The sequence below is a fragment of the Streptomyces sp. NPDC031210 genome (genome assembly GCF_055570395.1).
The window spans coordinates 1-25487 of sequence record NZ_JBVIHH010000015.1 but is presented as its reverse complement, the minus strand read 5'-3'; the positions used below and the strand labels follow the sequence as shown (position 1 = coordinate 25487).

General features: G+C 72.8%; 22 protein-coding genes. 17 read left to right on the top strand and 5 right to left on the bottom strand.

The features are described 5' to 3' along the window. The first annotated feature begins 1 nt into the window (after position 1). The gene (locus ACZ45Z_RS25325; RefSeq protein ID WP_468366591.1) at positions 2 to 454 is read left to right on the top strand and encodes a heat shock protein transcriptional repressor HspR; all 453 of its coding nucleotides are present in this window, start codon (positions 2 to 4) and stop codon (positions 452 to 454) included. A 101-nt stretch (positions 455 to 555) separates the two neighbouring features. On the opposite strand, the gene ACZ45Z_RS25320 is transcribed toward ACZ45Z_RS25325, so the two are convergent. From ACZ45Z_RS25320 to ACZ45Z_RS25310, 3 genes are all read right to left on the bottom strand, one after another. Beyond that, positions 556 to 960, bottom strand: coding sequence for a hypothetical protein (locus tag ACZ45Z_RS25320; protein ID WP_468366588.1), 405 nt, complete (start codon positions 958 to 960; stop codon positions 556 to 558). A gap of 520 nt (positions 961 to 1480) precedes the next feature. Further along, positions 1481 to 1885 (bottom strand): pyridoxamine 5'-phosphate oxidase family protein, encoded by a 405-nt coding sequence (locus ACZ45Z_RS25315; RefSeq protein WP_468366587.1) that lies wholly within the window; start codon positions 1883 to 1885, stop codon positions 1481 to 1483. A 28-nt stretch (positions 1886 to 1913) separates the two neighbouring features. After that, a complete protein-coding gene (locus ACZ45Z_RS25310) occupies positions 1914 to 2495 on the bottom strand; it encodes a Uma2 family endonuclease (RefSeq protein WP_468366585.1) in 582 nt (193 codons plus the stop codon). Between the two features lie 229 nt (positions 2496 to 2724). Between ACZ45Z_RS25310 and clpB the strand changes: the two genes are divergently transcribed. Together clpB and ACZ45Z_RS25300 are read left to right on the top strand one after the other, a co-directional pair. Beyond that, entirely contained in the window at positions 2725 to 5358 is a 2634-nt protein-coding gene (gene clpB, locus ACZ45Z_RS25305; RefSeq protein WP_468367007.1) for an ATP-dependent chaperone ClpB, read from the top strand. Between the two features lie 322 nt (positions 5359 to 5680). Then, the gene (locus ACZ45Z_RS25300) at positions 5681 to 6217 is read left to right on the top strand and encodes a YbjN domain-containing protein (protein WP_468366583.1); all 537 of its coding nucleotides are present in this window, start codon (positions 5681 to 5683) and stop codon (positions 6215 to 6217) included. A 154-nt stretch (positions 6218 to 6371) separates the two neighbouring features. Here the strand turns inward: ACZ45Z_RS25300 and ACZ45Z_RS25295 are convergent, their stop codons facing one another. Then, positions 6372 to 7541 (bottom strand): pyridoxal phosphate-dependent aminotransferase, encoded by a 1170-nt coding sequence (locus ACZ45Z_RS25295; protein WP_468366582.1) that lies wholly within the window; start codon positions 7539 to 7541, stop codon positions 6372 to 6374. Between the two features lie 944 nt (positions 7542 to 8485). On the opposite strand from ACZ45Z_RS25295, the gene ACZ45Z_RS25290 reads away from it, so the two are divergent. From ACZ45Z_RS25290 to ACZ45Z_RS25230, 13 genes are all read left to right on the top strand, one after another. Beyond that, positions 8486 to 9007 carry a DUF2617 family protein gene (locus ACZ45Z_RS25290; RefSeq protein WP_468366578.1) on the top strand — a complete coding sequence of 174 codons (522 nt, stop codon included), beginning with the start codon at positions 8486 to 8488 and terminating at the stop codon, positions 9005 to 9007. 244 nt (positions 9008 to 9251) lie between these two features. After that, positions 9252 to 11033: a polyamine aminopropyltransferase gene (locus ACZ45Z_RS25285; RefSeq protein ID WP_468366575.1), complete on the top strand. Its 1782-nt coding sequence runs from the start codon at positions 9252 to 9254 to the stop codon at positions 11031 to 11033. Between the two features lie 158 nt (positions 11034 to 11191). Next, the gene (locus tag ACZ45Z_RS25280; protein WP_468366573.1) at positions 11192 to 12130 is read left to right on the top strand and encodes an SRPBCC domain-containing protein; all 939 of its coding nucleotides are present in this window, start codon (positions 11192 to 11194) and stop codon (positions 12128 to 12130) included. 81 nt (positions 12131 to 12211) lie between these two features. Next, a complete protein-coding gene (locus tag ACZ45Z_RS25275) occupies positions 12212 to 13105 on the top strand; it encodes an aldose epimerase family protein (protein ID WP_468366570.1) in 894 nt (297 codons plus the stop codon). Between the two features lie 10 nt (positions 13106 to 13115). After that, on the top strand, positions 13116 to 13682 hold the full coding sequence (gene pyrE / locus ACZ45Z_RS25270; protein WP_468366568.1) for an orotate phosphoribosyltransferase: 567 nt from the start codon (positions 13116 to 13118) through the stop codon (positions 13680 to 13682). A gap of 192 nt (positions 13683 to 13874) precedes the next feature. Beyond that, positions 13875 to 14897 (top strand): class II fructose-bisphosphate aldolase, encoded by a 1023-nt coding sequence (fbaA, locus tag ACZ45Z_RS25265; protein WP_468366565.1) that lies wholly within the window; start codon positions 13875 to 13877, stop codon positions 14895 to 14897. Between the two features lie 139 nt (positions 14898 to 15036). Continuing rightward, the gene (locus ACZ45Z_RS25260; RefSeq protein WP_468366562.1) at positions 15037 to 16617 is read left to right on the top strand and encodes an MFS transporter; all 1581 of its coding nucleotides are present in this window, start codon (positions 15037 to 15039) and stop codon (positions 16615 to 16617) included. 191 nt (positions 16618 to 16808) lie between these two features. Beyond that, positions 16809 to 17222: a DUF3151 domain-containing protein gene (locus ACZ45Z_RS25255; RefSeq protein ID WP_468366559.1), complete on the top strand. Its 414-nt coding sequence runs from the start codon at positions 16809 to 16811 to the stop codon at positions 17220 to 17222. Positions 17223 to 17450: 228 nt separating this feature from the next. Next, positions 17451 to 18386: a tryptophan 2,3-dioxygenase family protein gene (locus tag ACZ45Z_RS25250; protein ID WP_468366557.1), complete on the top strand. Its 936-nt coding sequence runs from the start codon at positions 17451 to 17453 to the stop codon at positions 18384 to 18386. Further along, positions 18379 to 19734 carry a kynureninase gene (gene kynU, locus ACZ45Z_RS25245; RefSeq protein WP_468366555.1) on the top strand — a complete coding sequence of 452 codons (1356 nt, stop codon included), beginning with the start codon at positions 18379 to 18381 and terminating at the stop codon, positions 19732 to 19734. Before ACZ45Z_RS25250 ends, kynU begins: the two co-directional genes overlap by 8 nt. Then, entirely contained in the window at positions 19731 to 20576 is an 846-nt protein-coding gene (locus ACZ45Z_RS25240) for an alpha/beta hydrolase (RefSeq protein ID WP_468366553.1), read from the top strand. Before kynU ends, ACZ45Z_RS25240 begins: the two co-directional genes overlap by 4 nt. A 96-nt stretch (positions 20577 to 20672) precedes the next feature. After that, a complete protein-coding gene (locus ACZ45Z_RS25235) occupies positions 20673 to 22088 on the top strand; it encodes a sensor histidine kinase (RefSeq protein ID WP_468366551.1) in 1416 nt (471 codons plus the stop codon). Continuing rightward, complete coding sequence (locus ACZ45Z_RS25230) at positions 22085 to 22741, top strand: response regulator (RefSeq protein ID WP_468366548.1); 657 nt, start codon at positions 22085 to 22087, stop codon at positions 22739 to 22741. Before ACZ45Z_RS25235 ends, ACZ45Z_RS25230 begins: the two co-directional genes overlap by 4 nt. A gap of 107 nt (positions 22742 to 22848) precedes the next feature. Here ACZ45Z_RS25230 and ACZ45Z_RS25225 read toward each other — a convergent pair whose 3' ends face one another. Further along, on the bottom strand, positions 22849 to 23841 hold the full coding sequence (locus tag ACZ45Z_RS25225; protein WP_468366545.1) for a diacylglycerol kinase catalytic domain-containing protein: 993 nt from the start codon (positions 23839 to 23841) through the stop codon (positions 22849 to 22851). A 236-nt stretch (positions 23842 to 24077) separates the two neighbouring features. Between ACZ45Z_RS25225 and ACZ45Z_RS25220 the strand changes: the two genes are divergently transcribed. Next, the gene (locus tag ACZ45Z_RS25220; protein ID WP_468366542.1) at positions 24078 to 25364 is read left to right on the top strand and encodes an adenylosuccinate synthase; all 1287 of its coding nucleotides are present in this window, start codon (positions 24078 to 24080) and stop codon (positions 25362 to 25364) included. Positions 25365 to 25487 lie beyond the last annotated feature (123 nt).

Genomic DNA, 25487 nt, shown 5'->3' with positions numbered 1-25487 from the left:
GATGGACAGCCGGGGCGGGCAGCGTCGTAATCCGTATGAACTGACCGAAGAGTCGCCGGTGTATGTCATCTCCGTCGCGGCCCAGCTCTCCGGCCTGCATCCGCAGACGCTGCGGCAGTACGACCGGCTGGGCCTGGTCTCGCCCGACCGCACCGCCGGGCGCGGCCGCCGCTATTCGGCCCGGGACATCGAACTGCTCCGTACGGTGCAGCAGTTGTCCCAGGACGAGGGCATCAATCTGGCCGGCATCAAGCGCATCATCGAGCTGGAGAACCAGGTCGCGGCCCTCCAGCAGCGGATCGCCGAGCTCCAGGGCGCCCTGGAGGGCGCGGCCAGTGCGATGCAGCAGCGGGAGGCGGCGGTGCACGCCTCCTACCGCCGCGATCTGGTGCCGTATCAGGATGTGCAGCAGACCAGCGCGCTGGTGGTGTGGCGGCCCAAGCGGCCCGAGTAGCGGGCGGCCGGGGCCGGCGCGTCCTCTGCGCGACGTGTCCACGCGGCGAAGGGCCGGGGCGACCCGGCCCTTCGCCGTTTCCCGGTGCGCCGTCTCCCCGCTCAGCAGCCGTTGTAGCCGGCCGTCGGCATCGACAGGCGCCGGTGCACATGCGACTTCATCGCACGGGTGTAGACCGGCTCGTCCAGGTCGGCGGTCTCCAGGCGTACGCCGGCCGCCGCGCAGCGCGCGCTGAATTCGTCGGTCCCGTTGATGGCGTTCTCCAGCGCCCGGCGGTTGGGCGTCACGAACACATCGACCAGGCCCTCTTCGACGTCGCTCCACAACGCGCTGTGGTCGGCGCGCAGTTGGTGCAGGCTGAGCTGGCAGGTGAGGTGGTAGTCACGGGCTGCCGCCCACTGTTTGCACATGTCGTGCTGGCTGCGGTCATCGACCAGGAACGGATCCTCGTCCAGCTCGGACAGCGGCATCAGGCAGGCGATCGCCGTCACTCGGACCGAGTTCATCGTGCCCTCCGAGGCGTGGCGACTGTGGGGGCGACGATACCCCCGCAGACGGCCCTGGGTGGAGGGGCTGTACCGGGTGGCGAGGCGTAACCGCAGGCGTGACAGATCTTCCAGCCGTCCTGATTGACGGCGAGCTGGCCGCCGCAGCGCGGGCAGAGCTCGGCGCGCGGGTGCGTACGGGTGCGTCCGGGGTGGCGGGGAACAGTTGTGGTCGGGTGTGGTGCCGACGCCATGCGGCCTCCAACTGCCGTCTTGTGCCTGAGAAAAGTCCGATGATGTCCGCGCGGGGGCGGAGCTGTTCGGTTCCTACCGCTATTGGTTACCAGGTACGCGCCCGGCGGCGGGTGGCGAGGAGGCGTTTTCGGTCAGGCGGCAGCGCTGGGGGGCGAGTTGGGGGCGGGGGCCCGGTCCCGGAGTGCCCCGGCGGGATCCGGAGTGCTCCGGCGGGCGGCGGGGCGGCCGGGGCGGCGGGGCGGCCGGGGCGGCCGGAGCGGCGGGGTGGCCGGGCGGCGGGCCGGGCTCAGGCTCGGCCGAGGGCCTTGGTCACCGCGATCTCGATCATGACGCGGTCGGGGTTGGGCGTCGGCGTCCGGCCGTAGCGCCCGGCGTAGCGGAGCACCGCGTCCGCCACGGCTTCCTCGTCCGTCCGCACCCGCGCGATGCCCTCCAGCGTCGCCCAGCGCCCGCGGTCCACCTGGCACACCGCGACGGTGGCCCCGTCGGCGCCGGCGGCGAGGATGTTCTTGACCTTGGTGCTGTCCTTGCGGGTGATGATCCGCGCGATCCGCTGGGCGGGGTCGTAGGTGACGCCCACCGGGACGACGTGCGGCGTGCCGTTCGCACGCAGGGTCGTCAGCGTCGGCATGAGGTACTCGTCCCAGAAGGCGAGGTACTCGGGGCTGAGGGCACTCAGGTCATGGGCCATGGGGCAAGCGTAAGCGGGGGGCGCCGGCTCACAGGAAGTCGGTGGTGTCGAGGTCGAAGGAGAAGGGCGCCGGGAGGGGAAGGGGTTTGCCGAAGGCCAGCGAGTGGGCGTCGCCGTAGTCGCCCCGCTCCGGCTCGCTGAACAGGGTGACCGCGGACGTTTCGCGGTCGACAAGGAGGTAGAGCGGGATGCCGGCCCGCGCGTAGCCGTGGCGTTTGGCGACGCGGTCCTTGTCGGGCTTGCTCGACGTCACCTCGACGACCATGGCGATGCCGGCGCAGGGCATCCAAGGGGGAGCGCCACGGAAGAGGCGCAGCGCGAGCGGAGCCATGGTGGCGTCGGGGATCACATGGTCCATGGGGTGAGTTCCCGAGCCGGGAAGGATCAGTCCCTTCCCGCCGGAGATCTGCATGCGAGTCGCGGACCGCGATTTCACCTGGTCGTTGATGATGTCCAGGTAGTCCTCATGATCTCCGTCGGTTGGCGGTGACACAACAATCTCCCCCTCGATGAGCTCGGCCCTGAAGCCTTCCGGCGTTTGAAGGGCCAGAAAGCTCTCAAGGAGGAGGTCTTCCTGCGTGGGCATCGGCTCGTGTGCCATAGCCGTCATGCTGCACCTCCAAGTGGTCCAAGGCCAGTGTTGCCACCGTCCGCCGGTGGCGAAGGCGCGTTCGGCCCGATTCACTCGGGAGTGGCGGAGCCGGATGTGGGCGCTGATGCCCGAAACCGACCTTGAGTGGAATAGACTCAACTTATCGCACGTTGCAGTGAGCAGGATTCGCCCGAGAGGGCACACGGTCATACAGCACGAGGACGACTACGAGGAGGAGCGCGAGAACGTGGACGCCGAGCTGACCAACAAGAGCCGGGAGGCGCTGAACGCCGCCAACGAGCGCGCCGTCACCGCCGGCCATGCGGACATGACGTCCGCGCACCTCCTGCTCGCGCTGCTGGCCGGGCAGGACAACGAGAACCTCATGGACCTGCTCTCGGCCGTCGACGCCGACGCCGCCGCGCTGCGGTCGGGCGTCGAGCGGCAGCTCGCCGCGCTGCCGAGCGTGCAGGGCTCGACCGTCGCGCCGCCGCAGCCGGACCGCGAACTGCTCGCCGTCGTCGCGGACGCCACGCGGCGCGCCAAGGAGCTGGGCGACGCCTACGTCTCCACCGAGCATCTCCTGATCGGCATCGCGGCCAAGGGCGGCAAGGCCGGTGAGCTGCTCCAGCAGCAGGGCGCGACCGCCAAGAAGCTGCTGACCGCCTTCGAGGCGAGCCGGGGCGGGCAGCGGGTGACCACCGCCGACCCGGAGGGCACGTACAAGGCGCTGGAGAAGTTCGGCACGGACTTCACCGCGGCCGCCCGCGAGGGCCGGCTGGACCCGGTCATCGGCCGGGACCAGGAGATCCGCCGGGTGGTGCAGGTGCTGTCGCGGCGTACGAAGAACAACCCCGTGCTGATCGGCGAGCCGGGCGTCGGCAAGACCGCGGTGGTCGAAGGGCTCGCCCAGCGGATCGTCAAGGGCGACGTGCCCGAGTCGCTGCGCGACAAGCGGCTGGTCGCGCTCGACCTGGGCGCGATGGTCGCCGGCGCGAAGTACCGCGGCGAGTTCGAGGAGCGGCTCAAGACCGTCCTCGCGGAGATCAAGTCCAGCGACGGCCAGATCATCACCTTCATCGACGAGCTGCACACCGTCGTCGGCGCCGGCGCCGGCGGCGACTCGTCCATGGACGCGGGCAACATGCTCAAGCCGATGCTGGCCCGCGGTGAGCTGCGGATGGTCGGCGCGACGACGCTGGACGAGTACCGCGAGCGGATCGAGAAGGACGCGGCGCTGGAGCGGCGCTTCCAGCAGGTGCTGGTCGCCGAGCCGAACGTCGAGGACACCGTCGCGATCCTGCGCGGCCTCAAGGGGCGCTACGAGGCGCACCACAAGGTCCAGATCGCCGACTCCGCGCTGGTGGCCGCCGCCACCCTCTCCGACCGTTACATCACCTCCCGCTTCCTGCCGGACAAGGCCATCGACCTCGTCGACGAGTCCGCGTCCCGGCTGCGGATGGAGATCGACTCCTCGCCCGTCGAGATCGACGAGCTCCAGCGCGCGGTGGACCGGCTGAAGATGGAGGAACTGGCGCTCAAGAACGAGACCGACGCCGGCTCCGTCCAGCGGCTGGAGAAACTGCGCAAGGACCTCGCCGACAAGGAGGAGGAGCTGCGCGGCCTGACCGCCCGCTGGGAGAAGGAGAAGCAGGGCCTCAACCGCGTCGGTGAGCTGAAGGAACGGCTCGACGACCTGCGCGGCCAGGCCGAACGCGCCCAGCGCGACGGTGACTTCGACACCGCCTCCAAGCTGCTGTACGGCGAGATCCCGGGCCTGGAGCGGGAGCTGGAGGCGGCCGCCCAGGCGGAGGCCGAGCAGGAGGCGACGAAGGACGGCAAGGCCCCCATGGTCAAGGAGGAGGTCGGTCCGGACGACATCGCGGACGTGGTCGCCTCCTGGACCGGCATTCCGGCCGGCCGCCTCCTGGAGGGCGAGACGCAGAAGCTGCTGCGGATGGAGGACGAGCTCGGCCGGCGGCTGATCGGGCAGGGCGAGGCGGTGCGGGCCGTGTCGGACGCCGTACGGCGCAGCCGGGCCGGGATCGCCGACCCCGACCGGCCCACCGGTTCGTTCGTCTTCCTCGGCCCGACCGGCGTCGGCAAGACCGAGCTGGCCAAGGCGCTCGCGGACTTCCTCTTCGACGACGAGCGGGCGATGGTCCGCCTCGACATGAGCGAATACGGCGAGAAGCACAGCGTGGCCCGGCTGGTCGGCGCCCCGCCCGGCTATGTCGGCTACGAGGAGGGCGGCCAGCTTACGGAGGCGGTCCGCCGGCGTCCGTACAGCGTCGTGCTGCTGGACGAGGTGGAGAAGGCCCACCACGAGGTCTTCGACGTCCTCCTCCAGGTCCTCGACGACGGCCGGCTCACCGACGGCCAGGGCCGCACGGTCGACTTCCGTAACACCATCCTCATCCTCACCTCCAACCTCGGCTCGAATGTCCTGATGGACCCCCTGCTGAAGGAGGAGCAGAAGAAGGAGAAGGTGCTGGAGATCGTCCGTTCCTCCTTCCGGCCGGAGTTCCTCAACCGGCTGGACGACCTGGTGGTCTTCCACCCGCTCGGTACGGACCAGCTACGGCGGATCGCCGGCATCCAGATCGGCCACCTCCAGCGCCGCCTCGCCGACCGCCGGCTCACGCTGGACGTCACCGACCGCGCCCTGGACTGGCTCGCCTGGCTCGGCCAGGAGCCGGCCCCCGACGCCCCGATGCCGGACCTCTCCTATGGCGCCCGGCCCCTGCGCCGCCTGGTCCAGACGGCCATCGGCGACCAGCTCGCGCGGGCCATCCTGGCGGGCGAGGTGCTGGACGGGGACACGGTGCGGGTGGACGTGGACGTGGACGGCGACCGGCTGTCGGTCGAGGCGGCGCGGTGAGGCGGGCCGGACCGGCTTTCGGATCGTCCGGTCCGTCCGCCGGTCCGTCCGCCCGTCCGGGCTCCGGCCGGGGTCGAGCGGGCAGGTGTACGGACGGGGGGCACTGGGCACCCGGTCCGTAAACGGCGGCGCCGGACGGGGCGGACGGCTCCCACCGGCCGGGGAGGACCGCTCAACGCACCCCTGGAGCCACCCTCGCCCCCTTCCACCGCGATCCGGCGGCCCGGGACGGATGGCGCGATGACACCGCTGACGACCGGGCTTGCCAGGACGGGGCGGGAATGGTGGAGGATGGCGAAGACCATACGAAGGGAATTCCACGGTGAGCATCGACCCGTCCTCGATTCCGAATTTCGGGGGCCAGCCCGAACCGCAGCCGTCGGGGCCTGATGGTCCCGTCGTGCCCGACCAGGATCTGGTCAAGCAGCTCCTCGACCAGATGGAGCTGAAGTACGTAGTCGACGAGGAGGGTGACCTCGCCGCCCCGTGGGAGCAGTTCCGCACGTACTTCATGTTCCGCGGTGAGGAAGAGCAGCAGATCTTCTCCGTCCGTACGTTCTACGACCGCACCCACGGCATCGAGGACAAGTCCAAGCTGCTGGAGGCGATCGACGACTGGAACCGCCGGACGCTTTGGCCCAAGGCCTATACCCACACCCACGACGACGGCACCGTCCGTCTGATCGGTGAGGCATCGATGCTGATCGGCACCGGCGTCTCGCTCGAACACTTCGTTTCGAGCACGGTTAGCTGGGTCCGCGCTTCGATCGAGTTCGACAAGTGGATCGTCGAGCAGCTCGGCCTGGAGGCCGAGATCGAAGGCGACACGGACGACAAGCCCGGCGACGACGAGGACTGATCCCCGCCGTCCCGCCAGTGACCGCGCGGACCCCTGGAGCGAGCGGCTCCGGGGGTCCGCGTCGTCGTGCGGGCGACAGGGGGCGGCGAGCGCATCGGCCGCCTGCGGCTGTACCCCCCTTTGTGCCTGTACGCCTCTTCCCTGCCGGGGTCCGTCAGAGGCGCTTCAGGCGGCCGGCCGCCTCCTCCAGCAGCTCGACCTTCTTGCAGAAGGCGAAGCGGACGAACGGGGCGCCCTGGTCCTTGTGGTCGTAGAAGACGGCGTTGGGGATGGCGACGACGCCGACGCGTTCGGGCAGGGCGCGGCAGAAGGCGAAGCCGTCGTCTTCGCCGAGGGGGCGGATGTCGGTGGTGATGAAGTAGGTGCCGGCGGGGCGGTAGACCTGGAAGCCGGCGTCGGCCAGGCCGCGTGCCAGGACGTCGCGCTTGGCGCGCAGGTCGTCGCGCAGGGCGGTGAAGTAGCTGTCGGGCAGGGCGAGGGCCTCGGCGACGGCGTACTGGAAGGGGCCGGCGGAGACGTAGGTGAGGTACTGCTTGGCCGAGCGGACGGCGGTGACCAGCTCGGGCCGGGCGGTGACCCAGCCGACCTTCCAGCCGGTGAAGGAGAACGTCTTGCCCGCCGAGCTGATGGTGACCGTCCGCTCGCGCATGCCGGGGAACGACGCGAGCGGGAGGTGCTCTCCTTCGAACACGAGGTGTTCGTAGACCTCGTCGGTGATGACGAGCAGATCGCGCTCGCAGGCGAGGCGGGCGATCTCGGCCAGCTCCTCGCGGGTGAGGACGGTGCCGGTGGGGTTGTGCGGGGTGTTGAGGAGCAGGAGGCGGGTGCGGTCGGTGACGGCGTCGCGCAGCTCGTCCATGTCGAGGGCGTACGAGCCGGTCTCCGGGTCGGGGCGCAGGGTCACCGGGACGCGGGTGCCGCCCGCCATGGCGATGCAGGCCGCGTAGGAGTCGTAGAACGGTTCGAGGGCGATGACCTCGTCGCCCGGCTCCAGGAGGGCCAGCAGCGCGGCGGCGATGGCCTCGGTGGCGCCGGCGGTGACCAGGACCTCGGTGGCGGGGTCGTAGCTCAGGCCGTGGAAGCGCTGCTGGTGGGCGGCGATGGCGGTACGCAGCTCGGGGATGCCGGGGCCCGGCGGGTACTGGTTGCCGCGGCCGTCGCGCAGGGCGCGGACCGCCGCCTCCCGCACCTCTTCGGGGCCGTCCTCGTCGGGAAAGCCCTGCCCCAGGTTGATGGAGCCGGTGCGCACGGCGAGTGCCGACATCTCGGCGAAGATCGTGGTGCCGAATTCGGCTAGGCGGCGATTGAGCAGCGGTCGGTCCATGCGCGCCATCCTGCGCCGAACCTCTGGAGTTCCTCAACTGTGCTTTGAGTCCTTTCGGGCCAGGGAATCAGCCCGGCGAACGAAAGTGACGGAGAGACGGAGTACGGAGAGACGAAGACCCCCGGGGCGGGGGTCGGCGGCGCCGGTCGGCGCCGGAGCGGCGCACGGGGCGCCGGACGGAGCGGATGCCTCGCTTCGGGGGAACGAGAGGAGTGTGAGGCAGATGGGGTTCGTGTTCTTCCTGGTGATCTGTTTCGTGGTCATCGGCCTGGTGTCGATGGCCAGCGGCGGCGGACGCGCCAAGCGGCGCGGTGGACGCTCTTACGGGGGCGGCTCTTCCCATGGCGGCGGCGGGAGTTGGTGGGCCGGCGGCGGGGCCGACTCGGGCGGTGGTCACCACGGTCATCACGGCGGCCATCACGGCGGGCACTCGTGCGGCGGCGGTCACTCCTGTGGCGGAGGCGGCTGCGGTGGGGGCGGTGGCGGCGGTGGCGGCTGCGGTGGCGGTGGCGGTTCCTGAGCGGGGCCGTGCGGACGCCCGTGCCGATGCCGGTGCGGATGCCCGTGCGGCTCCCCCCGCGTACGGCCGCGCGACGGGCCGTACGCGGGGTCGCCGACCCGCCTCTCGTGGACCCGCCGGCGCACACACATGCGCGCGGCTCATGCCCGCTCGCATATGCGCCCGGCAGTGGGTGCCACCTGCGGCAACACCCGCTGGGGGCTTGGTTGTTGAACAACTGAACTGCATGGCCCTCTAGGGGATGGAAACCCGGCGAAGTTGGGTAAAAAGGCTGTAGATGAGAGGGCATTCATGATTCCCTCTCCCATGAGAATCCCCCAGTTCTCGGACCCCGCGTGGGCACGAGCCGGCAGGCAGTCGTACATCCCTGATCCTTCTGGGGCGGGCCGGCCCACCATCCACTGCGTGCTTGCGGAGCCGACCCATGCTCAGAACCCTGAAAACCGCCTATACCGATACCCGTGCATCCGACCTCGCCTGGGCGCTGGGCAGGGAACCCCTGCCCGCCCTCGCCGTCCTCGATCTCCAACTCGATGACGCGAACGTGCAGTTGAGATTGCTCGGCGCCTCTCACCAAGTGCTCCTGGAGGAGGAGCACGGCACGTGCTCGGAGACCGTCGCCTGCATGCCGGGCAGCAGTACGCCGCTGCCGCTGGGCGTGGCCAAGCGGCTGGGCGACTGGGAATACGAGTTCGCCGCCCATGTGGAGACGCTCTCGCGCGGTTCGTTCGCGGGGCGCGCCCAGGAGTTGCTCGCTCTGGTCGCCGAGCATCCGCACGGCCTCGCCGGGACGTTCCCGGGGTCGCCGCACGCCTTCACGGCCATGCTGGCGCAGCGTCAGCACGGGCAGGTGCGCTGGCGGACGTGGCACGCCTACCCGCAGGAGGGCCGGTTGGTGGCCACCCGTACGCGCGTCGGTGTGCGGGCGGCGGTCGCGGCGGTCTAGCGGTCCAGGGGGCGGTCCGGGAGGCCGTCCGGGAGGCCGTCCAGGGGAGGGGTCGGCGCGGCGGGTGGCGGGTGCGCGCGCGGGTGCGGCGAGTGGTGGCGGGGGTGGTCGTGGCGGTGATGAGGGCGGTGGTGACGGTGAGGGCGGTGGTGGCCGGAATTCGTAGCGGCTGCCAGGTGTAAAGCGCAGAGTGCACTCGTGTGGGTGACAAAGGGCCACGGAACCGTCACGTAGCGTTCATTTCATGATCGAGCCGCCAGAGCCCGCTTCCTCCGGCACCCTCGGGCCGCCGGAGGCCATGAAGCCGGCGCGACTGCCCGTGCCGGCCGGGCTCGGCCGGCTGCTCGTCCTCGCCGCCGTCTTCGTCTGCGCCGCCTGCGGACTGGTCTACGAACTCGAACTGGTCGCCCTGGCCTCCTACTTGAGCGGCGACTCCGTCACCCAGGCGTCGGTCGTGCTGTCCGTGATGGTCTTCGCGATGGGCGTCGGCGCGCTGCTCGCCAAACGGCTGCGATGCCGGGCGGCGGTCGGCTTCGCCGCGGTCGAGGCGGCCCTCGGGCTGGTCGGCGGCACCTCCGCGATGGCCCTCTACGCCTGCTTCGCCTGGCTGGGCCAGTCCCGCTCCGCGCTCGTCGGCTTCTCCCTGGTCATCGGTGTGTTGATCGGTGCCGAGGTGCCGCTGCTGATGACGCTCATCCAGCGGGTCCGGCGCCAGGACCCGGGCGGCGCGGTCGCCGACCTCTTCGCCGCGGACTATATCGGCGCGCTCGTCGGCGGCCTGGCCTTCCCCTTCCTTCTGCTGCCGGCGCTGGGCCAGTTGACCGGCGCCCTGGTCACCGGCGGGGTCAACGCCGTGGCCGGCGGCGCGGTGGTGCTGTGGCTCTTCCGTCGCGACCTGACCGTCCGGGTGCGCTGGGCCCTGCTCGCCGTGAACGTCGTGGTGCTCTCCCTGCTCGCCGCGGCCACCCTCTGGGCCGCCCCCTTCGAGCGGGCGGCCCGGCAGGCGGTGTACGGATCGGCGGCGCGGGTCGTCGTGCAGACCGGCCGGCAGGAGGTGGTGATGACCGGCGGCACGGGCGGCCCGACCGGTGCGGGACATGGGAGGAAAGGTTCCGGCCGACCGCTGGCGCTCTACCTCGACGGGCGGCTGCGGGTCAGCGCGGACGACGAGTTCCGCTACCACGAAGCGCTGGTGCACCCGGCGATGGCGGGCGGGCCGCACGGCCGGGTGCTCGTCCTCGGCGGCGGGGACGGCCTGGCGGTGCGCGAGGTGCTGCGCTACCGCGCGGTCCGTTCGGTGACCGTCGTCGATTTCGACCCCGGCCTGGTGCGGCTGGCGCGCACCGATCCGGGGCTGACGGCCCTCAACCGCCGTTCGCTGAGCGATCCGCGGGTGCGGGTGGTGACGGCCGACGCCTTCAACTGGCTGCGCCGGCGCGGCGGCCCGGCCCCGGACGGCGGGTCGGCGCCGTACGACGTGATCGTCTCCGACCTTCCCGATCCCGCGATCACCGCGAGCACCAAGCTCTACTCCCAGGAGTTCTACGGCCTCCTGGCGCGGGCGCTGGCCGTCGACGGGCGCCTGGTGGTGCACGCCGGGCCGCCGGTCACGCGGCGGCGCGCGTACTGGACGGTGGACGCGACCCTCCGGTCGGTGGGCCTGACGACCGTCGCGTACCGCTTTCCGGGCCGGCTGACGGAGTTCTCCGACGGACCGGACCGCGCGCCGGACGGGGCGGCGGTGCGGGATGGGCAGGAGGGGGCGGGCGCGCCGGGACGGCCGCCGGTCCCGGGTGCGGGGGTGCCTCCGGCGGGTGCCGGGACGGCGCCGGCGACCGGCCGGGTCCGGTACTGGGGGTTCCTGCTGGCCGCGCGCCGACCGCCGCGGCCCGCCGTGGCCCCCGACGCGCCGCCGCTGGCCGCCGTCACTCCCGGGACGCTGCGGGCCGGCGAACGCGGGGTCGCCGGTGGCCGGATCGCGGACCTCCCGCCGTCCACGCTGATGCACCCGCGGTACGCGGAGTGAGAGCGGTGGGCGCATCGGGCCGCGGGATGCGGATGCGGGTCGCCGGTGGCCGGTGGCCGGTCGGTGGGCGGCGGTCCGTGGCGCGGTGGCGCGGCGGGTGGGGGAAAGTTGTGCCGGAGCGGGCACGGGCGCGGGGGAAGGAATTAGGCTCCCATGTCATGGAGCATGAGGTGTACGTTCCGTTTCCCGTCAGGACCGTGCGGCAGGCGCTCACCGATCCGGAGCGCGTGGCGCGCTGCGTCCCAGGAGTCCAGCTCGACGCCGGTACGGCCCCGCACCGGCCCGAGGGCCGTCTGCGGTTGCGCATCGGCAGCTCCACCATCACCTACCGGGGCACGCTGACGGCTGCCGTGGCCGACGAGTCGGGTGCGCGGGTGGCCGTCGAGGCCGAGGGGACAGAGGCGCGGGGTGAGGGAACCGCCTCGCTGGCGCTGACCGTTCGGCTGTCGCCGGCCACCGAGCCGGGGCCCGGCACGACACTGACCTGTGCCGGCACGGTCCGCAGCGACGGTCGGCTCGCCGAGGCCACCGAGCAGGCCGCGGCCGCCGCCGGCCGCCGCCTGCTGGACCGCTTCGCGGAGAACCTGGCGCTGGATCTGGAGCAGCGGCCGGTGGCCGGGGACGAGGATTCCGGCGGGAGCGGGCAGACCGGCGAGGACGCGGCGGCCGCCGGGTCGCGGCTGTTCGACGCCGAGATGCCGCCGCCCGTCCTCGACGCCCCCGGCGAGGCCGGTGACGCGGGCGGAGCGCTCGACGCCGTGCTGGGTGCCGACGAAGCCCTCGGCGCGGACGAGTCGCTCGGGGCGGTGGACGCCGGCGACGCGGCGGCCGCGTACGACGCGATGGACGCCTACGACGACGAGTTGGACGAGGACGTGGACGACGACGTCCCCGCCGAGGCCGCGCACGCCCGCCGCACGATGATCGGGCGCAGCGCGGAGGAGGTCGACCACGCCCCGCCGCGCGGGCGGTACGCGCCGGTGCCGGCCCCCGAGACGAACGCGACCTCCGCGACGCTGCGTTGGGCGGCTCCCGCCGCCGCGGTCGTGCTGGCCTCCGCGGTGGTCGTCGGCCGGGTGCTGCGTCGCCGCCGTTGACCTGGGCTCCCCGGCGGTCGGTGCGCCCGGCGGCGGGTGGCGTCCGGCCGCCCGCTCCGGCGCACCGCTAGGGTCGGGTCCGTGAGCACCGACAACACCACGCAGAACGTGTCGCGGACGCGGCGAAGCGGCGTACGACTGGCCGCCGGGGAAGCCGAACTGACCGTCCATCCGGACGACGGGTGCCGCATCGGCAGCCTCCGGATCGGCGGCCGGGAGCTGCTGCGGCAGGGTGCCGGGTACGGCTGTTTCCCGATGGTGCCGTGGTGCGGGCGGCTCGACCACGGGCGGTTCCGCACCGGCGGTGCGCTGCACCAGATGCCGGTCAACGCCGCGCCGCACGCCATCCACGGCACCGGCCGCGAGGTCGGCTGGCGCACGGCGCGGGCCGGCGACACGGCGGCCGCCTTCGTCTACGACCTCGCCGATCCGGCCGCTCCCTGGCCGTACGCCGGGACCGTCACGCAGTTGGTCGAGCTCGCCGCGGATGGCGGTTCGCTCACCCTGACCATGGGCGTCGAGGCGACCTCCGACTCCTTTCCCGCGCAGGTCGGCTGGCACCCGTGGTTCGTACGGCATCTCGGCGCCCCCCAGGACGACGCTGCGGGCGAGGCACCGGCAGCGGACTCCCGGGCCGGCGACGGCGTCCTGCTCGACTTCGCCCCCGAGTGGCAGGAAGAGCGGGGCGCGGACCATCTGCCGACCGGCCGGCGCATCTCGCCGAAGCCCGGGCCGTGGGACGACTGCTTCGGCATGCCGCAGGGCGTCGACGTGACGCTGACCTGGCCGGGCCTCCTGGAGCTGAAGGTGACCAGCCGCGCCGAGTGGGTCGTGGTCTACGACGAGCAGGCGGAGGCGGTCTGCGTCGAGCCGCAGTCCGGCCCGCCCAACGGCCTGAACACACTGCCGCGCCTGGTCACGCCGATCGATCCGCTGGAGATCTCCACGACCTGGAGCTGGCGGTCGCTGTCCTAAGCTCATGCGCATGAGCGAGGACGTCAACGAAGTAAGGCCGTCGGGCACGCGCGGCGCGCTGCTGGAGCAGATCAAGAACAAGGCCGTGGTCCACGGCAAGGTGACGCTGTCATCCGGTAAGGAGGCCGATTACTACATCGACCTGCGCCGGATCACGCTGGACGGCCAGGCCGCGCCCCTGGTCGGGAAGCTGATGCTGGACATCACCGCCGACCTGGACTACGACGCGGTCGGCGGGCTGACGCTGGGCGCCGACCCCGTCGCCACGTCGATGCTGCACGCCGCCGCCGCGCGCGGACAGCGGCTGGACGCCTTCGTCGTGCGCAAGGCGCAGAAGGCGCACGGGATGCAGCGCCGCATCGAGGGTCCGGACATCAAGGGCCGCCGGGTGCTGGTCGTCGAGGACACCTCCACGACCGGTGGTTCGCCGCTGACCGCAGTCGAGGCGGCGCGTGAGGCGGGCGCCGAGGTCGTTGCGGTCGCGACGATCGTGGACCGGGGCGCGGCCTCGGCCATCGCCGAGGCCGGGCTGCCGTACATCACCGGCTACCAGCTCGGCGACCTCGGCCTGGACTGAGGTCCGCGGAGGGCAGGTTTCACGTGAAACTCACGAGGGGGCCGGTTTCACGTGAAACCGGTCCCCTCGTTCTTCCGCGACGTGCGGGGGATGTGGAGCAAAGCGCCGAGTCTGGGAAGATGTGCCTCGGCGAAGTCCTCGCCCCCTGGTCAGGGCCAAGAACGCACACCCGCACACACAAGGAGCGGACAGATGCCCATCGCAACCCCCGAGGTCTACAACGAGATGCTCGACCGGGCGAAGGCAGGCAAGTTCGCCTACCCGGCCATCAACGTGACCTCGACGCAGACTCTGCACGCAGCGCTGCGTGGTTTCGCCGAGGCCGAGAGCGACGGCATCATCCAGATTTCGACCGGTGGTGCGGAGTTCCTGGGCGGCCAGCACAACAAGGACATGGTGACCGGCGCCGTCGCGCTGGCGGAGTTCGCGCACGTCGTGGCGGCGAAGTACGACATCACCGTCGCGCTGCACACCGATCACTGCCCCAAGGACAAGCTCGACGGCTACGTTCGTCCGCTGCTGGACATCTCCGCGGAGCGCGTCGCCAAGGGCCTGAACCCCCTCTTCCAGTCCCACATGTGGGACGGCTCGGCCGAGACCCTCGCGGACAACCTGGCCATCGGCCAGGAGCTGCTCGCCAAGGCCGCCGCCGCCAAGATCATCCTTGAGGTCGAGATCACCCCGACCGGTGGCGAGGAAGACGGCGTCACCCACGAGATCAACGACGAGCTCTACACCACGGTCGATGACGCGCTGCGCACCGCCGAGGCGCTGGGCCTGGGCGAGAAGGGCCGCTACCTGCTCGCCGCCTCCTTCGGCAACGTCCACGGCGTCTACAAGCCGGGCAATGTCGTCCTCCGTCCCGAGCTGCTGAAGGACCTCCAGGACGGCGTCGCCACCAAGTACGGCAAGGCCGCCCCGTTCGACTTCGTCTTCCACGGCGGCTCCGGCTCCACCGAGCAGGAGATCGCCACCGCGCTGGAGAACGGCGTCGTGAAGATGAACCTCGACACCGACACCCAGTACGCCTTCACCCGCCCGGTCGCGGACCACATGTTCCGTAACTACGACGGTGTGCTGAAGGTCGACGGCGAGGTCGGCAACAAGAAGACCTACGACCCGCGGAGCTGGGGCAAGCTGGCCGAGGCCGGCATGGCCAAGCGCGTGACCGAGGCGTGCGCCAACCTGCGCTCCACGGGCACCAAGCTCAAGTAAGCGGGCGGGCGGCACGGCCGACCGCACCCCGCGATTCACGAAGGGCTCCGCATCCGGTCAGGGTGCGGAGCCCTTCGGCGTGCCGGGCTGCGGAGCGCCGGGGTGGGCGCCCGGCCCCTGGTGCGGGCATGCTCGACGTATGACCGATCCGAGCCCGGCCGGCGGTGTCCGCCTGTCCTCGCCGCAGGGCCGCTGGGTGCTGCTGACCGCCGTGCTGGGTTCGGGCATGGCGATGCTCGACAGCACCGTCGTCAATGTCGCCCTCCCCCGGATCGGCGTGGACTTGGACGCCGACCTCGCCGCCCTGCAATGGACCCTGACCGCGTACCTGCTCACCCTCGCCGCGCTGATCCTGCCGGGCGGCGCGCTGGGCGACCTCCCCCGGTCGCGGCGTCGCTCGGCCGCGGGGACCCCGACCGCCCGGCGCCAGGTCTTCGTGATCGGCGTGATCTGGTTCGCGGCGGCCTCGCTGCTGTGCGGCCTGGCGCCGAACGCCGGGGTCCTGATCGCGGCCCGTGCGCTCCAGGGCGTCGGCGGGGCGCTGCTCACCCCCGGCTCGCTCGCGCTGATCCAGGCGGTGTTCCATCCGGACGACCGCGCCCGGGCGGTCGGCGCGTGGTCGGGCCTGGGCGGGGTGGCCGCGGCCGTCGGACCCTTCGTCGGCGGCTGGCTGGTGGACGGGCCCGGCTGGCGCTGGGTGTTCTTCCTGAACGTGCCGGTGGCCGCGCTCTGCGTACCGGTGGCGCTGCGCCACGTACCGGAGACCGTGCTGCGCGAGACCCCCGCGCGGCGCGGTTTCGACGTGCCGGGCGCGGTGCTGGGGGCGCTGGCGCTGGCCGGGGTGACGTACGCGCTGATCGCGGCGCCGGGCGGGGGCGCCACGGTCGCGGTGGTCGGGCCGGCCGTGGCCGGGGTGCTGCTGGGGGTGGTTTTCCTCGGCGTCGAACGGCGGCGGGCGGATCCGATGCTGCCCCCGGCGATCTTCACCATCCGGCAGTTCAGCGCCGTCAACGCCGTGACGGTGTGCGTCTACGCCGCGTTCGGCGGCTTCTTCTTCCTGTCCGTGCTCCAGCTCCAGGTCGTGGCGGGCTATTCGGCGCTGGCGGCCGGTACCGCGCTGCTGCCCACGACCGTGCTGATGCTGCTGCTCTCCGCCCGCTCCGGCGCGCTCGCGCAGCGCATCGGACCGCGCCTGCCGCTGACCGTCGGCCCGGTGTTGTGCGCGGCCGGGATGCTGCTGATGACGCGGGTCGGGCCGGGCGCCTCCTACGCGGTCGACGTGCTGCCGGCGATGGTGGTGCTGGGGGCGGGGATGGTCACGCTGGTCGCGCCCCTCACCTCAACGGTCCTGGCGTCGGTGGACGTCGGCCGGGCGGGCCTGGCCAGCGGCATCAACAACGCGGCGGCGCGCGTCGCCGGGCTGGTCGCGGTGGCCGCGCTGCCGCTGCTGGTGGGCATGGGCCCGGACACCTACCGCTCGGCGGAGGAGTTCGCGGCGGCGTTCCGGCGGGCGATGCCGCTGTGCGCGGGCGTCCTGCTGGCCGGCGCGCTCCTGGCCTGGCTGACCGTACGGCGCGATGTGCTGCGCGGCACGGCGACCGAGGAGCCGTGTCACCCGGAATGCACCTACCACTGCGGGGTCAGCGCACCGCCGCTGGACCCGGGAGAATCCCGCCCGGCGACCCCGGGCGCCTCGGCCGAGGCCGGCGAACGCCGGTAGCCGGGGCGGCGGACGGTAGCCGGGGTGGCCGACGCCGGTCGGGTGGCCGACGCCGGTCGGGTGGCCGACGCCGCCCGGGGCGGCCGACGGGCCCCGCCGAAGACCCGATCCCGGCCCGCCCACCAGGCACTTCCCACCTCCGGACGCCGGCCGCTGCCCGCTCCGGGCCGCGGACCGGGCAGACTTGGGTCATGGCCATTCACGAGAACCTTCTCGGGGGACCGCCCCCGACCCATCTGCCCGACGACCCCGAGCCCCGCGAGCTGCTCGCCGCGGGCACGGCGCCGGCCGATGTCGCCGCGAAGTACCCGACCTCCTCCCTGGCCTGGGCCCAGCTCGCCGACGACGCGTTCGAGGGCGGCCGCACCGTCGAGTCGTACGCCTACGCCCGCACCGGCTACCACCGCGGCCTGGACGCCCTGCGCCGGGCCGGCTGGAAGGGTCACGGCCCGGTGCCCTTCGAGCACGAGCCCAACCGCGGGTTCCTGCGGGCGCTGCACGCCCTCGCCCGCGCCGCCCAGGCGATCGGCGAGCAGGAGGAGTACGAGCGCTGCTCGGCGTTCCTGCGCGACTCCTCGCCGACCGCGGCCGACACCCTCGGCTGACGGGCGGCGGACCCTTACCGGGGCGCACCGGCCGCGACGTGGTGGCCGGCCGCCCCGCCGGGCAGTTCAACGGGCCGGCCGCGTGATCGCGGCCGGCCTTGCGCGGTCGCGGCCGAGCACGGATGATTTCCGTGGGCCGGGCCATCCCGCGCCCGAGGGGACCGGGGCTCCCGAGCCGACAAGGAAGGGGCGGACCGCTACCCGGTAGTTCGCACTGAGGAGTCCCTCATGTCGCAGCCTTCTGCCCGAAACGGGCCATCCGCCGAGAACGAGCCCGAGAACGGCCCCGCGAAGGGAACCGGAAACGGTCCCGCCGCCTGCGCGGGCGCGTCCTCCGAGACGGACCCGTCCTTCGCCCCCGATCTGAGCATCGGCAGCCGGACCACCACCCCGTACGAGGACTACGTCCAGGCGGGCGTGCTCACCCACCTCCAGCATCCGCTCTCCGACGACCCCGGCGAGATGGTCTTCCTGGTCACCACCCAGGTCATGGAGCTGTGGTTCACCGTCATCGTCCACGAGTGGCACACCGCCTCCGAGGCGCTGCGCCGCGACGACCTCACCGTCGCCATGGACGCGCTCAAGCGCTCCACCTACGAGCTGGAAGCGCTGAACGCCGCCTGGAAGCCGCTGGCCCGGCTGACTCCGGCGCAGTTCAACGCCTACCGCGACGCGTTGGGCGAGGGCTCGGGATTCCAGTCCGCGATGTTTCGGCGGCTGGAGTTCCTGCTCGGCGAGAAGTCCGCGTCGATGCTGGTGCCGCACCGCGGTGCGCCGCGCGAGCACGCCGAACTGGAGAAGGCACTCCAGGAGCCGAGCCTGTGGGACGAGGTGCTGCGGCTGCTCGCCCGCCGCGGCTACGCCATCCCCTCCGCCGTGCTCCGGCGCGATCCGGCCGAGCGCTACGAACCGGACCCGGCCGTCGAAGCCGCGTGGGCCGAGGTCTACGCCGGCTCGCAGGAATCCGACCTGGTCCGGCTGGGCGAGGCCCTGACGGACGTCGCCGAGCTGGTCTGGCGCTGGCGCAACGACCACCTGGTGGCGACCCGGCGCGCCATGGGCGCCAAGATGGGCACCGGCGGCTCGGCGGGCGTGGCCTGGCTGGAGAAGCGGGCCCGCAAGAGCGTCTTCCCCGAGCTGTGGACGGCGCGCAGCCATGTCTGAGACCCCTGAGAACTTCGTGGCCGCCGACCTCGCCGACGCCCCCCGGCACGCCGACCGGGCCGAACACGCCGCCCGCGCCGAGCGGTGGGACGCCGCCGACCCGCTCGCCGCACTCCGTGACCGCTTCCTGCTCGGCGTCGCGCCCGACCAGGTGTCCGGCGACGCCGACATCTACCTCGACGGCAACTCCCTCGGCGCGCTGCCCGCCGCCGTGCCCGGCCGGATAGCCGATGTCATCGCCCGCGAGTGGGGCGAGCTGCGCATCCGGTCCTGGTCCGAATCGGGCTGGTGGACCGCGCCCGAGCGGATCGGCGACAAGATCGCGCCGCTGCTCGGGGCCGGCCCGGGCCGCGTCGTGGTCGGCGACTCCACCAGCGTCAACATCTTCAAGGCCGTCGTCGGCGGCATCCGCATGGCAGGCAAGGGCTGCACGGAGATCCTCGTCGACGCGACGACCTTCCCCACCGACGGCTACATCGCCAGGTCGGCGGCGCGCATGACGGGCCTGGCGGTGCGTCCGGTCGAGCCGGCGCGGATCGCCGACGAGGTCACCGAGCGGACCGCGCTCGCACTGGTCAACCACGTCGACTACCGCACCGGCCGGCTCAACGACCTGCCCGGCATCACCACCGCGCTGCACTCCGCCGGGGCGCTCGCGGTCTGGGACCTGTGCCACAGCGCCGGCGCCCTGCCGGTCGGTCTGGACGCCCACGGCGTCGACCTCGCCGTCGGCTGCACGTACAAGTACCTCAACGGCGGCCCGGGTTCGCCCGCGTACCTCTATGTGCGCGAGAGCCTCCAGGAGCGGTTCGACTCGCCGCTGCCCGGCTGGAACTCGCACGCCGAACCGTTCGGCATGGCCCCCGGCTACGAGCCGGCCGAGGGCATCGCGCGCGGCCGGGTCGGCACGCCCGACATCCTGTCCATGCTGGCCCTGGAGGCGGCGCTGGAGGTCTGGGACGGCGTGTCCATCGAGGACGTACGCCGCAAGAGCCTGGCGCTGACCGACTTCTTCCTCGACTGCGTGGACGCCTACGCGCCGCCCGACCGGGTCCGCTCGATCACCCCCAAGGAGCACGCGCGGCGGGGCAGCCAGGTGTCGCTGGAATGCTCGCCGCGGCTCTCCGCCGCGTTCGAACAGAGCGGGACCCCGCTCGCCGGCACGGTGATGGACGAGCTGATCCGGCGCGGCGTGGTCGGCGACTTCCGCCGGCCCGACGTGCTGCGCTTCGGCTTCACCCCGCTCTACACCTCCTTCGCGGACGCGGAGCGGGCGGCGTGGGTGCTCGGGCAGGTGCTGCGCGCGCTGCCCGATGTGGCGCCGGGGCCGTCCGGGGACGGCGGGTGAGCGCTGCGGACGAGGAGCCGGCGCTGCTGGGGCTCGCCCCGGTGGCGCCGGACCGCACGGTGGCCTACGGGCCGCACCCGGACCAGATCGTCGATTTCTACGATCCGCACGGCGACGGCGGCCCGCACGGCGAGGGCGGCGCCGGTCCGGTCGCCGCGCCCGGCCCGCTGGTCGTCCTGCTGCACGGCGGGTTCTGGCGCGCGGCCTACGACCGCACCCACCTTTCGCCGCTCGCCGCCGCGCTGGCCGGGCACGGGCTGCCGGTCGCGCTCGCCGAGTACCGCAGGGTCGGCGCGGGCGGCGGCGCGCCGCGGACCTTCGACGACGTGGCCGTGGCCGTCCGGACGGCCGCGGCCGGTACGGGGCCCGGCACGGCGGCCGGTACGGGCCCGGCCCGCGGCCTGGTCCTCGTGGGCCACTCCGCGGGCGGCCACCTCGCGCTCCTCACCGCCACCCGCCCCGGCACCCCCGCCACCCACGTCATCGCCGTCTCCCCGGTCGCCGACCTCACCCGCGCCCACGAGCTGAGCCTCGGCGACGGCGCGGTCGCCGAGCTGTTCGACCGCGGACGGGCCCCCGGCCAGGGCGAACTCGCCGCCCGGATCGCCGCGGCAGATCCCGCCCGCCGGCCGCCCCCCGGCGTCCCCGTCACGCTCCTGCACGGCACCGACGACCCGGACGTCCCGCTGGACATCTCCCGCCGCTACGCCGAGGCCACCGCCGCAGGCCCCGCCGCCACCACCCTCCTGGAGCTGCCCGGCGTCGGCCACTACGCCCCCGTCACCCCCGGCACCGCCCCGTTCCGCACCCTGCTGGCCCTGCTCCTCGACGACGGCCGGTGACGGCCCCCGGCACCGGGCCCCCGACGCCGGGGCCCGCACCCCCAGCACCCCTCACCCCCCGTAGTCCCTGAGAAGGACCCCCGCAGATCCCCACTGATGGGGACGCCACCACCGCTCCCGCTGCTTACCGTTGTCACCGTGAACCAGAAGACCCAGGCGCAGGGCACCCTGCGCTCCGAGGCCCGGATAGCCCGTGGCGCGCTGCACCGCTTGCGCCAGGACCTGTTCGTCGACGCTTTCGCCTTCCGTCCGCTGCCGCCGCTGGAGGACGCCAAGGTGTCCCGGTGGGTGCCCTGGCTGCCGGAGAAGATCCGCCACTGGGCGCGCTGGCTGCCGCACACCGCCGTCGTCATGTTCGCCACCCTGGTCTTCCTGGCGACCTTCACCATGACCTACTACGCCGGTCCGCTGAGCGGCGTCCTGACGACCGGCTTGTCCCTGCTGGTCGCCGTGCCCCCGGTGATCACCCTGTTCCGCCCGGTGGGCGCCTTCTGGCTGTCGCTGCTGGCGGTCGTCCTGGCGCCGGCCGGGGACGTGGTGGCCTCCTCCTACGGCTCCAACCCCCTCTCGGGGAGCGCGTTCGCCACCCACCTCGCCGTGATGACCCTCGTCGTGCTGCGCACCCGCCCCCGGCTGGCCGTGGAGATGTGGGTGGTCACGTTCGCCGTGGGAGCCGTGCTGTCGACGCTGTTCGGCGGTGGGACGTCCGATCTGCCGCCGGTGGCGGTGTTCTCCGCCGTCGTGCTGGTCTCCGCCGCCGCGGTCCGCGCCTGGCGGGAGGAACGCCGGCACGTCGTCGAGACGCAGACGGTCACCGAGGCGGAGCGTTCCCGCCGCACACTGCTGGAGGAGCGCGCCACCATCGCCCGCGAGCTGCACGACGTCGTCGCGCACCACATGTCCGTGATCGCCATCCAGGCCGAGGCCGCTCCGTACCGCGTCGAGAACACCCCGCCGGAGCTCGCCACGTCCTTCGCGACGATCCGCGAGAACGCCGTCGCCGCGCTCACCGAACTGCGGCGCATCCTGGGCGTGGTGCGCTCCGAGGACCCCGACGCCTTCGCCGGCGGTGCCCCCGAGGCCCCGCAGCCGACGCTGGCCCATCTCGACTCGCTGCTGGCCAGCGTCAGGAGCGCCGGGCTGACCGTGGACGCCGTGATCACCGGGGCGGCCCGGCCGCTGCCGCAGGGCGTCGAACTGTCCGCCTACCGCATCGTGCAGGAGGCGCTGAGCAACGCGCTGCGGCACTCGCCCGGCGCCGACGCGCGGGTGGAGATCTCCTACGTCCTGGGCGGGATCGGCCTGCGCATCGTCAACGGCGCCCCCAGCCGCCTCGCCAAGCCGTCCCCGGGCGCCGGACACGGCGTGCTGGGCATGCGCGAGCGGGTACAGATGCTGGGCGGCGAGATGACGGCCGAGCACACCGAGGACGGCGGCTTCGAGGTCGCCGCGTTCATCCCGGTCGCGAACGGGGCGGCGGGGGAGCCGGCGCCCGGGGGGAGGACCGCATGATCCGCGTACTGATCGTCGACGACCAGGTCATGGTCCGCGAGGGCTTCTCCGTCCTGATGAACGCCATGCCGGACATCGAGGTCGTCGGGGAGGCCGTCGACGGCCGCGAGGCGGTGCGCAAGGTCGCGCTCCTCAAGCCCGACGTCGTGCTGATGGACATCCGGATGCCGGAGATGAACGGCCTGGAGGCGACCCGCGAGATCGTCGCCGCCGACGCGGACGCCAAGGTCCTGGTCCTGACCACCTTCGATCTGGACGAGTACGTCTACCAAGCGCTGCGCGCCGGAGCGAGCGGCTTCCTGCTCAAGGACGCCTCGGCCGGCCAGCTCGCCGACGGCGTCCGCATCGTCGCCTCCGGGGAGGCCCTGCTCGCCCCCACCGTCACCAAGCGCCTGATCTCGGAGTTCTCCCGCCTGGGCACCCCGCGCGCCCCGGCCCAGGAACGGATCGGCGACCTGACCGAACGCGAGACGGAGGTGCTGGTGCTGGTCGCCCAGGGCCTGTCCAACGGCGAGATCGCCGCCCGCCTGGTCGTCGCCGAATCGACGGTGAAGACGCATGTGAGCCGGATCCTGGTGAAGCTCGGCCTGCGCGACCGTACGCAGGCGGCGGTCTTCGCCTACGAGGCGCGGCTGGTGACGCCGGGCGGCTGAGCGCCGCCCGCGGCGGTCCCGTGCCGGGGAGGGCACTTCATCCACAGGCTGTGGATGAAGTGACGGGAGGTGCGCGCCGTGGCGACCGGGGACGCGCCCCCGGCTCCCTACCGCGGCAGCGTCAGCCGCCAGGCCGCCTCCTGGAGCGTCCACGTACGGGTCCTGACCGGGCCGCCGACCAGCGCGTCCGCCCGGTAGTGGAAGTCCGGTCCGGACACCGTCACCGCCCGGGCGCGGGCGCGTATGGGACGCGCGTCGCCGTGCCGGTGCACCACGACCTCGGCCAGCCCGCCGCCGCCCTCACCGGTGGGCCGCGTCCCGCCCGGCTCCGCCGACTCGGCCTCACCCCGCCCGCCCGGCGTCACCGAGACGGCCCGCACCGGCCGGTCCAGGTCCGCCAGCAGGACGCCGTCCGCCTCGATCCGCAGCCGCAGGCGCTGCGGCGGCACCCGCCCGCCCGGCCGCGGCGCCCCCCACCGCCCGGCCGCCGGGGCCGCCAGCAGCGACAGCGCCGTCCGCGCGGTCCGCGCGGCCGGCTCCCACCACGGCCGGTGGCCGTCGACCGTGTCCACGGTGCCGGCTCCGGGGCGCCCGCCGTCCGCTCCATGCCCCGGATACGTCGGATATCCGGGATAGCCCCGATACGCCGCACCGGACACACCCGGCCCCTGCGCCGGCCCGGGCCCGTCGCCCCCGCAGGGAATCCGCAGCCCGCCCAGCACGATGCCGTCGCTGTCGTCGGTGAGCAGGTCCATCGCCCGCTGCCCGCCGTCCAGGACGGTCCGCGCGGCGGCCACCGTGTCCGTGGGCACGCCCAGCGCGCGGCTCAGCGCCACGGCGGCGGGGGCGCCCACCGGGACCATCGCCACCGCCACCCGCGCCAGCACCCGCTCCTTGTGGAGCAGGCCCACGACGCGCAGCAGTGCCCGGTCGTCCCCGATCACCACCGGCCGGCGGTGCCCGCGCCGGGCCAGAGCCCGGGCGAATTCCTCGGGCCCTTCGGGAAGGCAGATTTTCGTTCCCGCGCCCGCGCACAGGACATCCTTCGCGATCCGTACGGACTCGCCGTCCGTCCTGCGGGCCGCCGGGTCGATGACCACGAGCAGGGGGTACCCCCGAACGGAGTCTGCGGGGGAGTGCCCAGAAGGCTGCGCCGACACCTCGGTCCTTCCTCAGGTAGCATCTCGGTGCAAGAGCCCCTTGCGCTATTGCGCCAGGGGCTTCGTCTATTCCGGGGCACCGGTCCAACGGCTCCAGCGATGACGTCCGCGTGAACACGCACGCCGACGCCATCCCCGCACGTTGGACATGCCCCGCCCGGAAGGGGTGTACGCCTGTGCCCGCACTTGTGCTGCTCGGTGCTCAGTGGGGTGATGAGGGCAAGGGAAAGGCCACCGATCTGCTCGGTGGGTCCGTTGACTATGTGGTGCGCTATCAGGGCGGCAACAACGCCGGCCACACGGTCGTCGTAGGCGACCAGAAGTACGCACTGCACCTTCTCCCTTCCGGAATCCTCTCGCCGGGGTGCACCCCGGTCATCGGCAACGGTGTCGTCGTCGACCCCGCGGTCCTGCTCTCCGAGCTGAGCGGACTCAACGAGCGCGGCGTCGACACGTCCAAGCTGCTGCTCAGCGGTAACGCTCACCTGATCACGCCGTACAACATCACGGTCGACAAGGTGACGGAACGGTTCCTCGGCAAGCGGAAGATCGGCACGACCGGCCGCGGTATCGGCCCGACCTACGCCGACAAGATCAACCGCACCGGCATCCGTGTGCAGGACCTCTTCGACGAGTCGATCCTGCACCAGAAGGTCGAGGCGGCCCTGGACTACAAGAACCAGGTCCTTGCCAAGCTCTACAACCACCGCGCGATCGTCGCGGACCAGGTCGTCGAGGAGATGCTCGGCTACGCGGACCAGATCCGTGGCTACGTCGCCGACACCACGCTGATCCTGAACGACGCCATCGACGATGGCAAGGTCGTGCTCTTCGAAGGCGGCCAGGGCACGCTGCTGGACGTCGACCACGGCACCTATCCCTTCGTCACGTCCTCCAACCCGACCGCGGGCGGCGCCTGCACCGGCGCGGGCGTCGGCCCGACGAAGATCTCCCGGGTCATCGGCATCCTCAAGGCGTACACCACCCGGGTCGGCGCGGGTCCCTTCCCCACCGAGCTGTTCGACGAGGACGGCGAGGCGCTGCGCCGCATCGGCGGCGAGCGGGGCGTCACCACCGGCCGCGACCGCCGCTGCGGCTGGTTCGACGCCGTCATCGCCCGCTACGCCACCCGCGTCAACGGCCTGACGGACTTCTTCCTCACCAAGCTGGACGTGCTCACCGGCTGGGAGCAGATCCCGGTCTGCGTGGCGTACGAGATCGACGGCAAGCGAGTCGAGGAGCTGCCGTACTCGCAGACCGACTTCCACCACGCGAAGCCGGTCTACGAGATGCTGCCGGGCTGGACCGAGGACATCAGCAAGGCGCAGACCTTCTCCGACCTGCCCAAGAACGCGCGGGCGTACGTCAAGGCGCTGGAGGAGATGTCCGGCGCCCCGATCTCCGCGATCGGTGTCGGCCCCGGCCGCAACGAGACCATCGAGATCAACTCGTTCCTGTCCTAGGGACTCCGGCGCTCCCCAGGGCGCACGCACCTCGGCAGCCGGGGGGGGGGGGTGGGGGGGGGGGGGGGGGGGGGGGGGGGTGGTTGGCGAGGGGGGATCCGGGCAGGGGGGGACTGGGGAGAG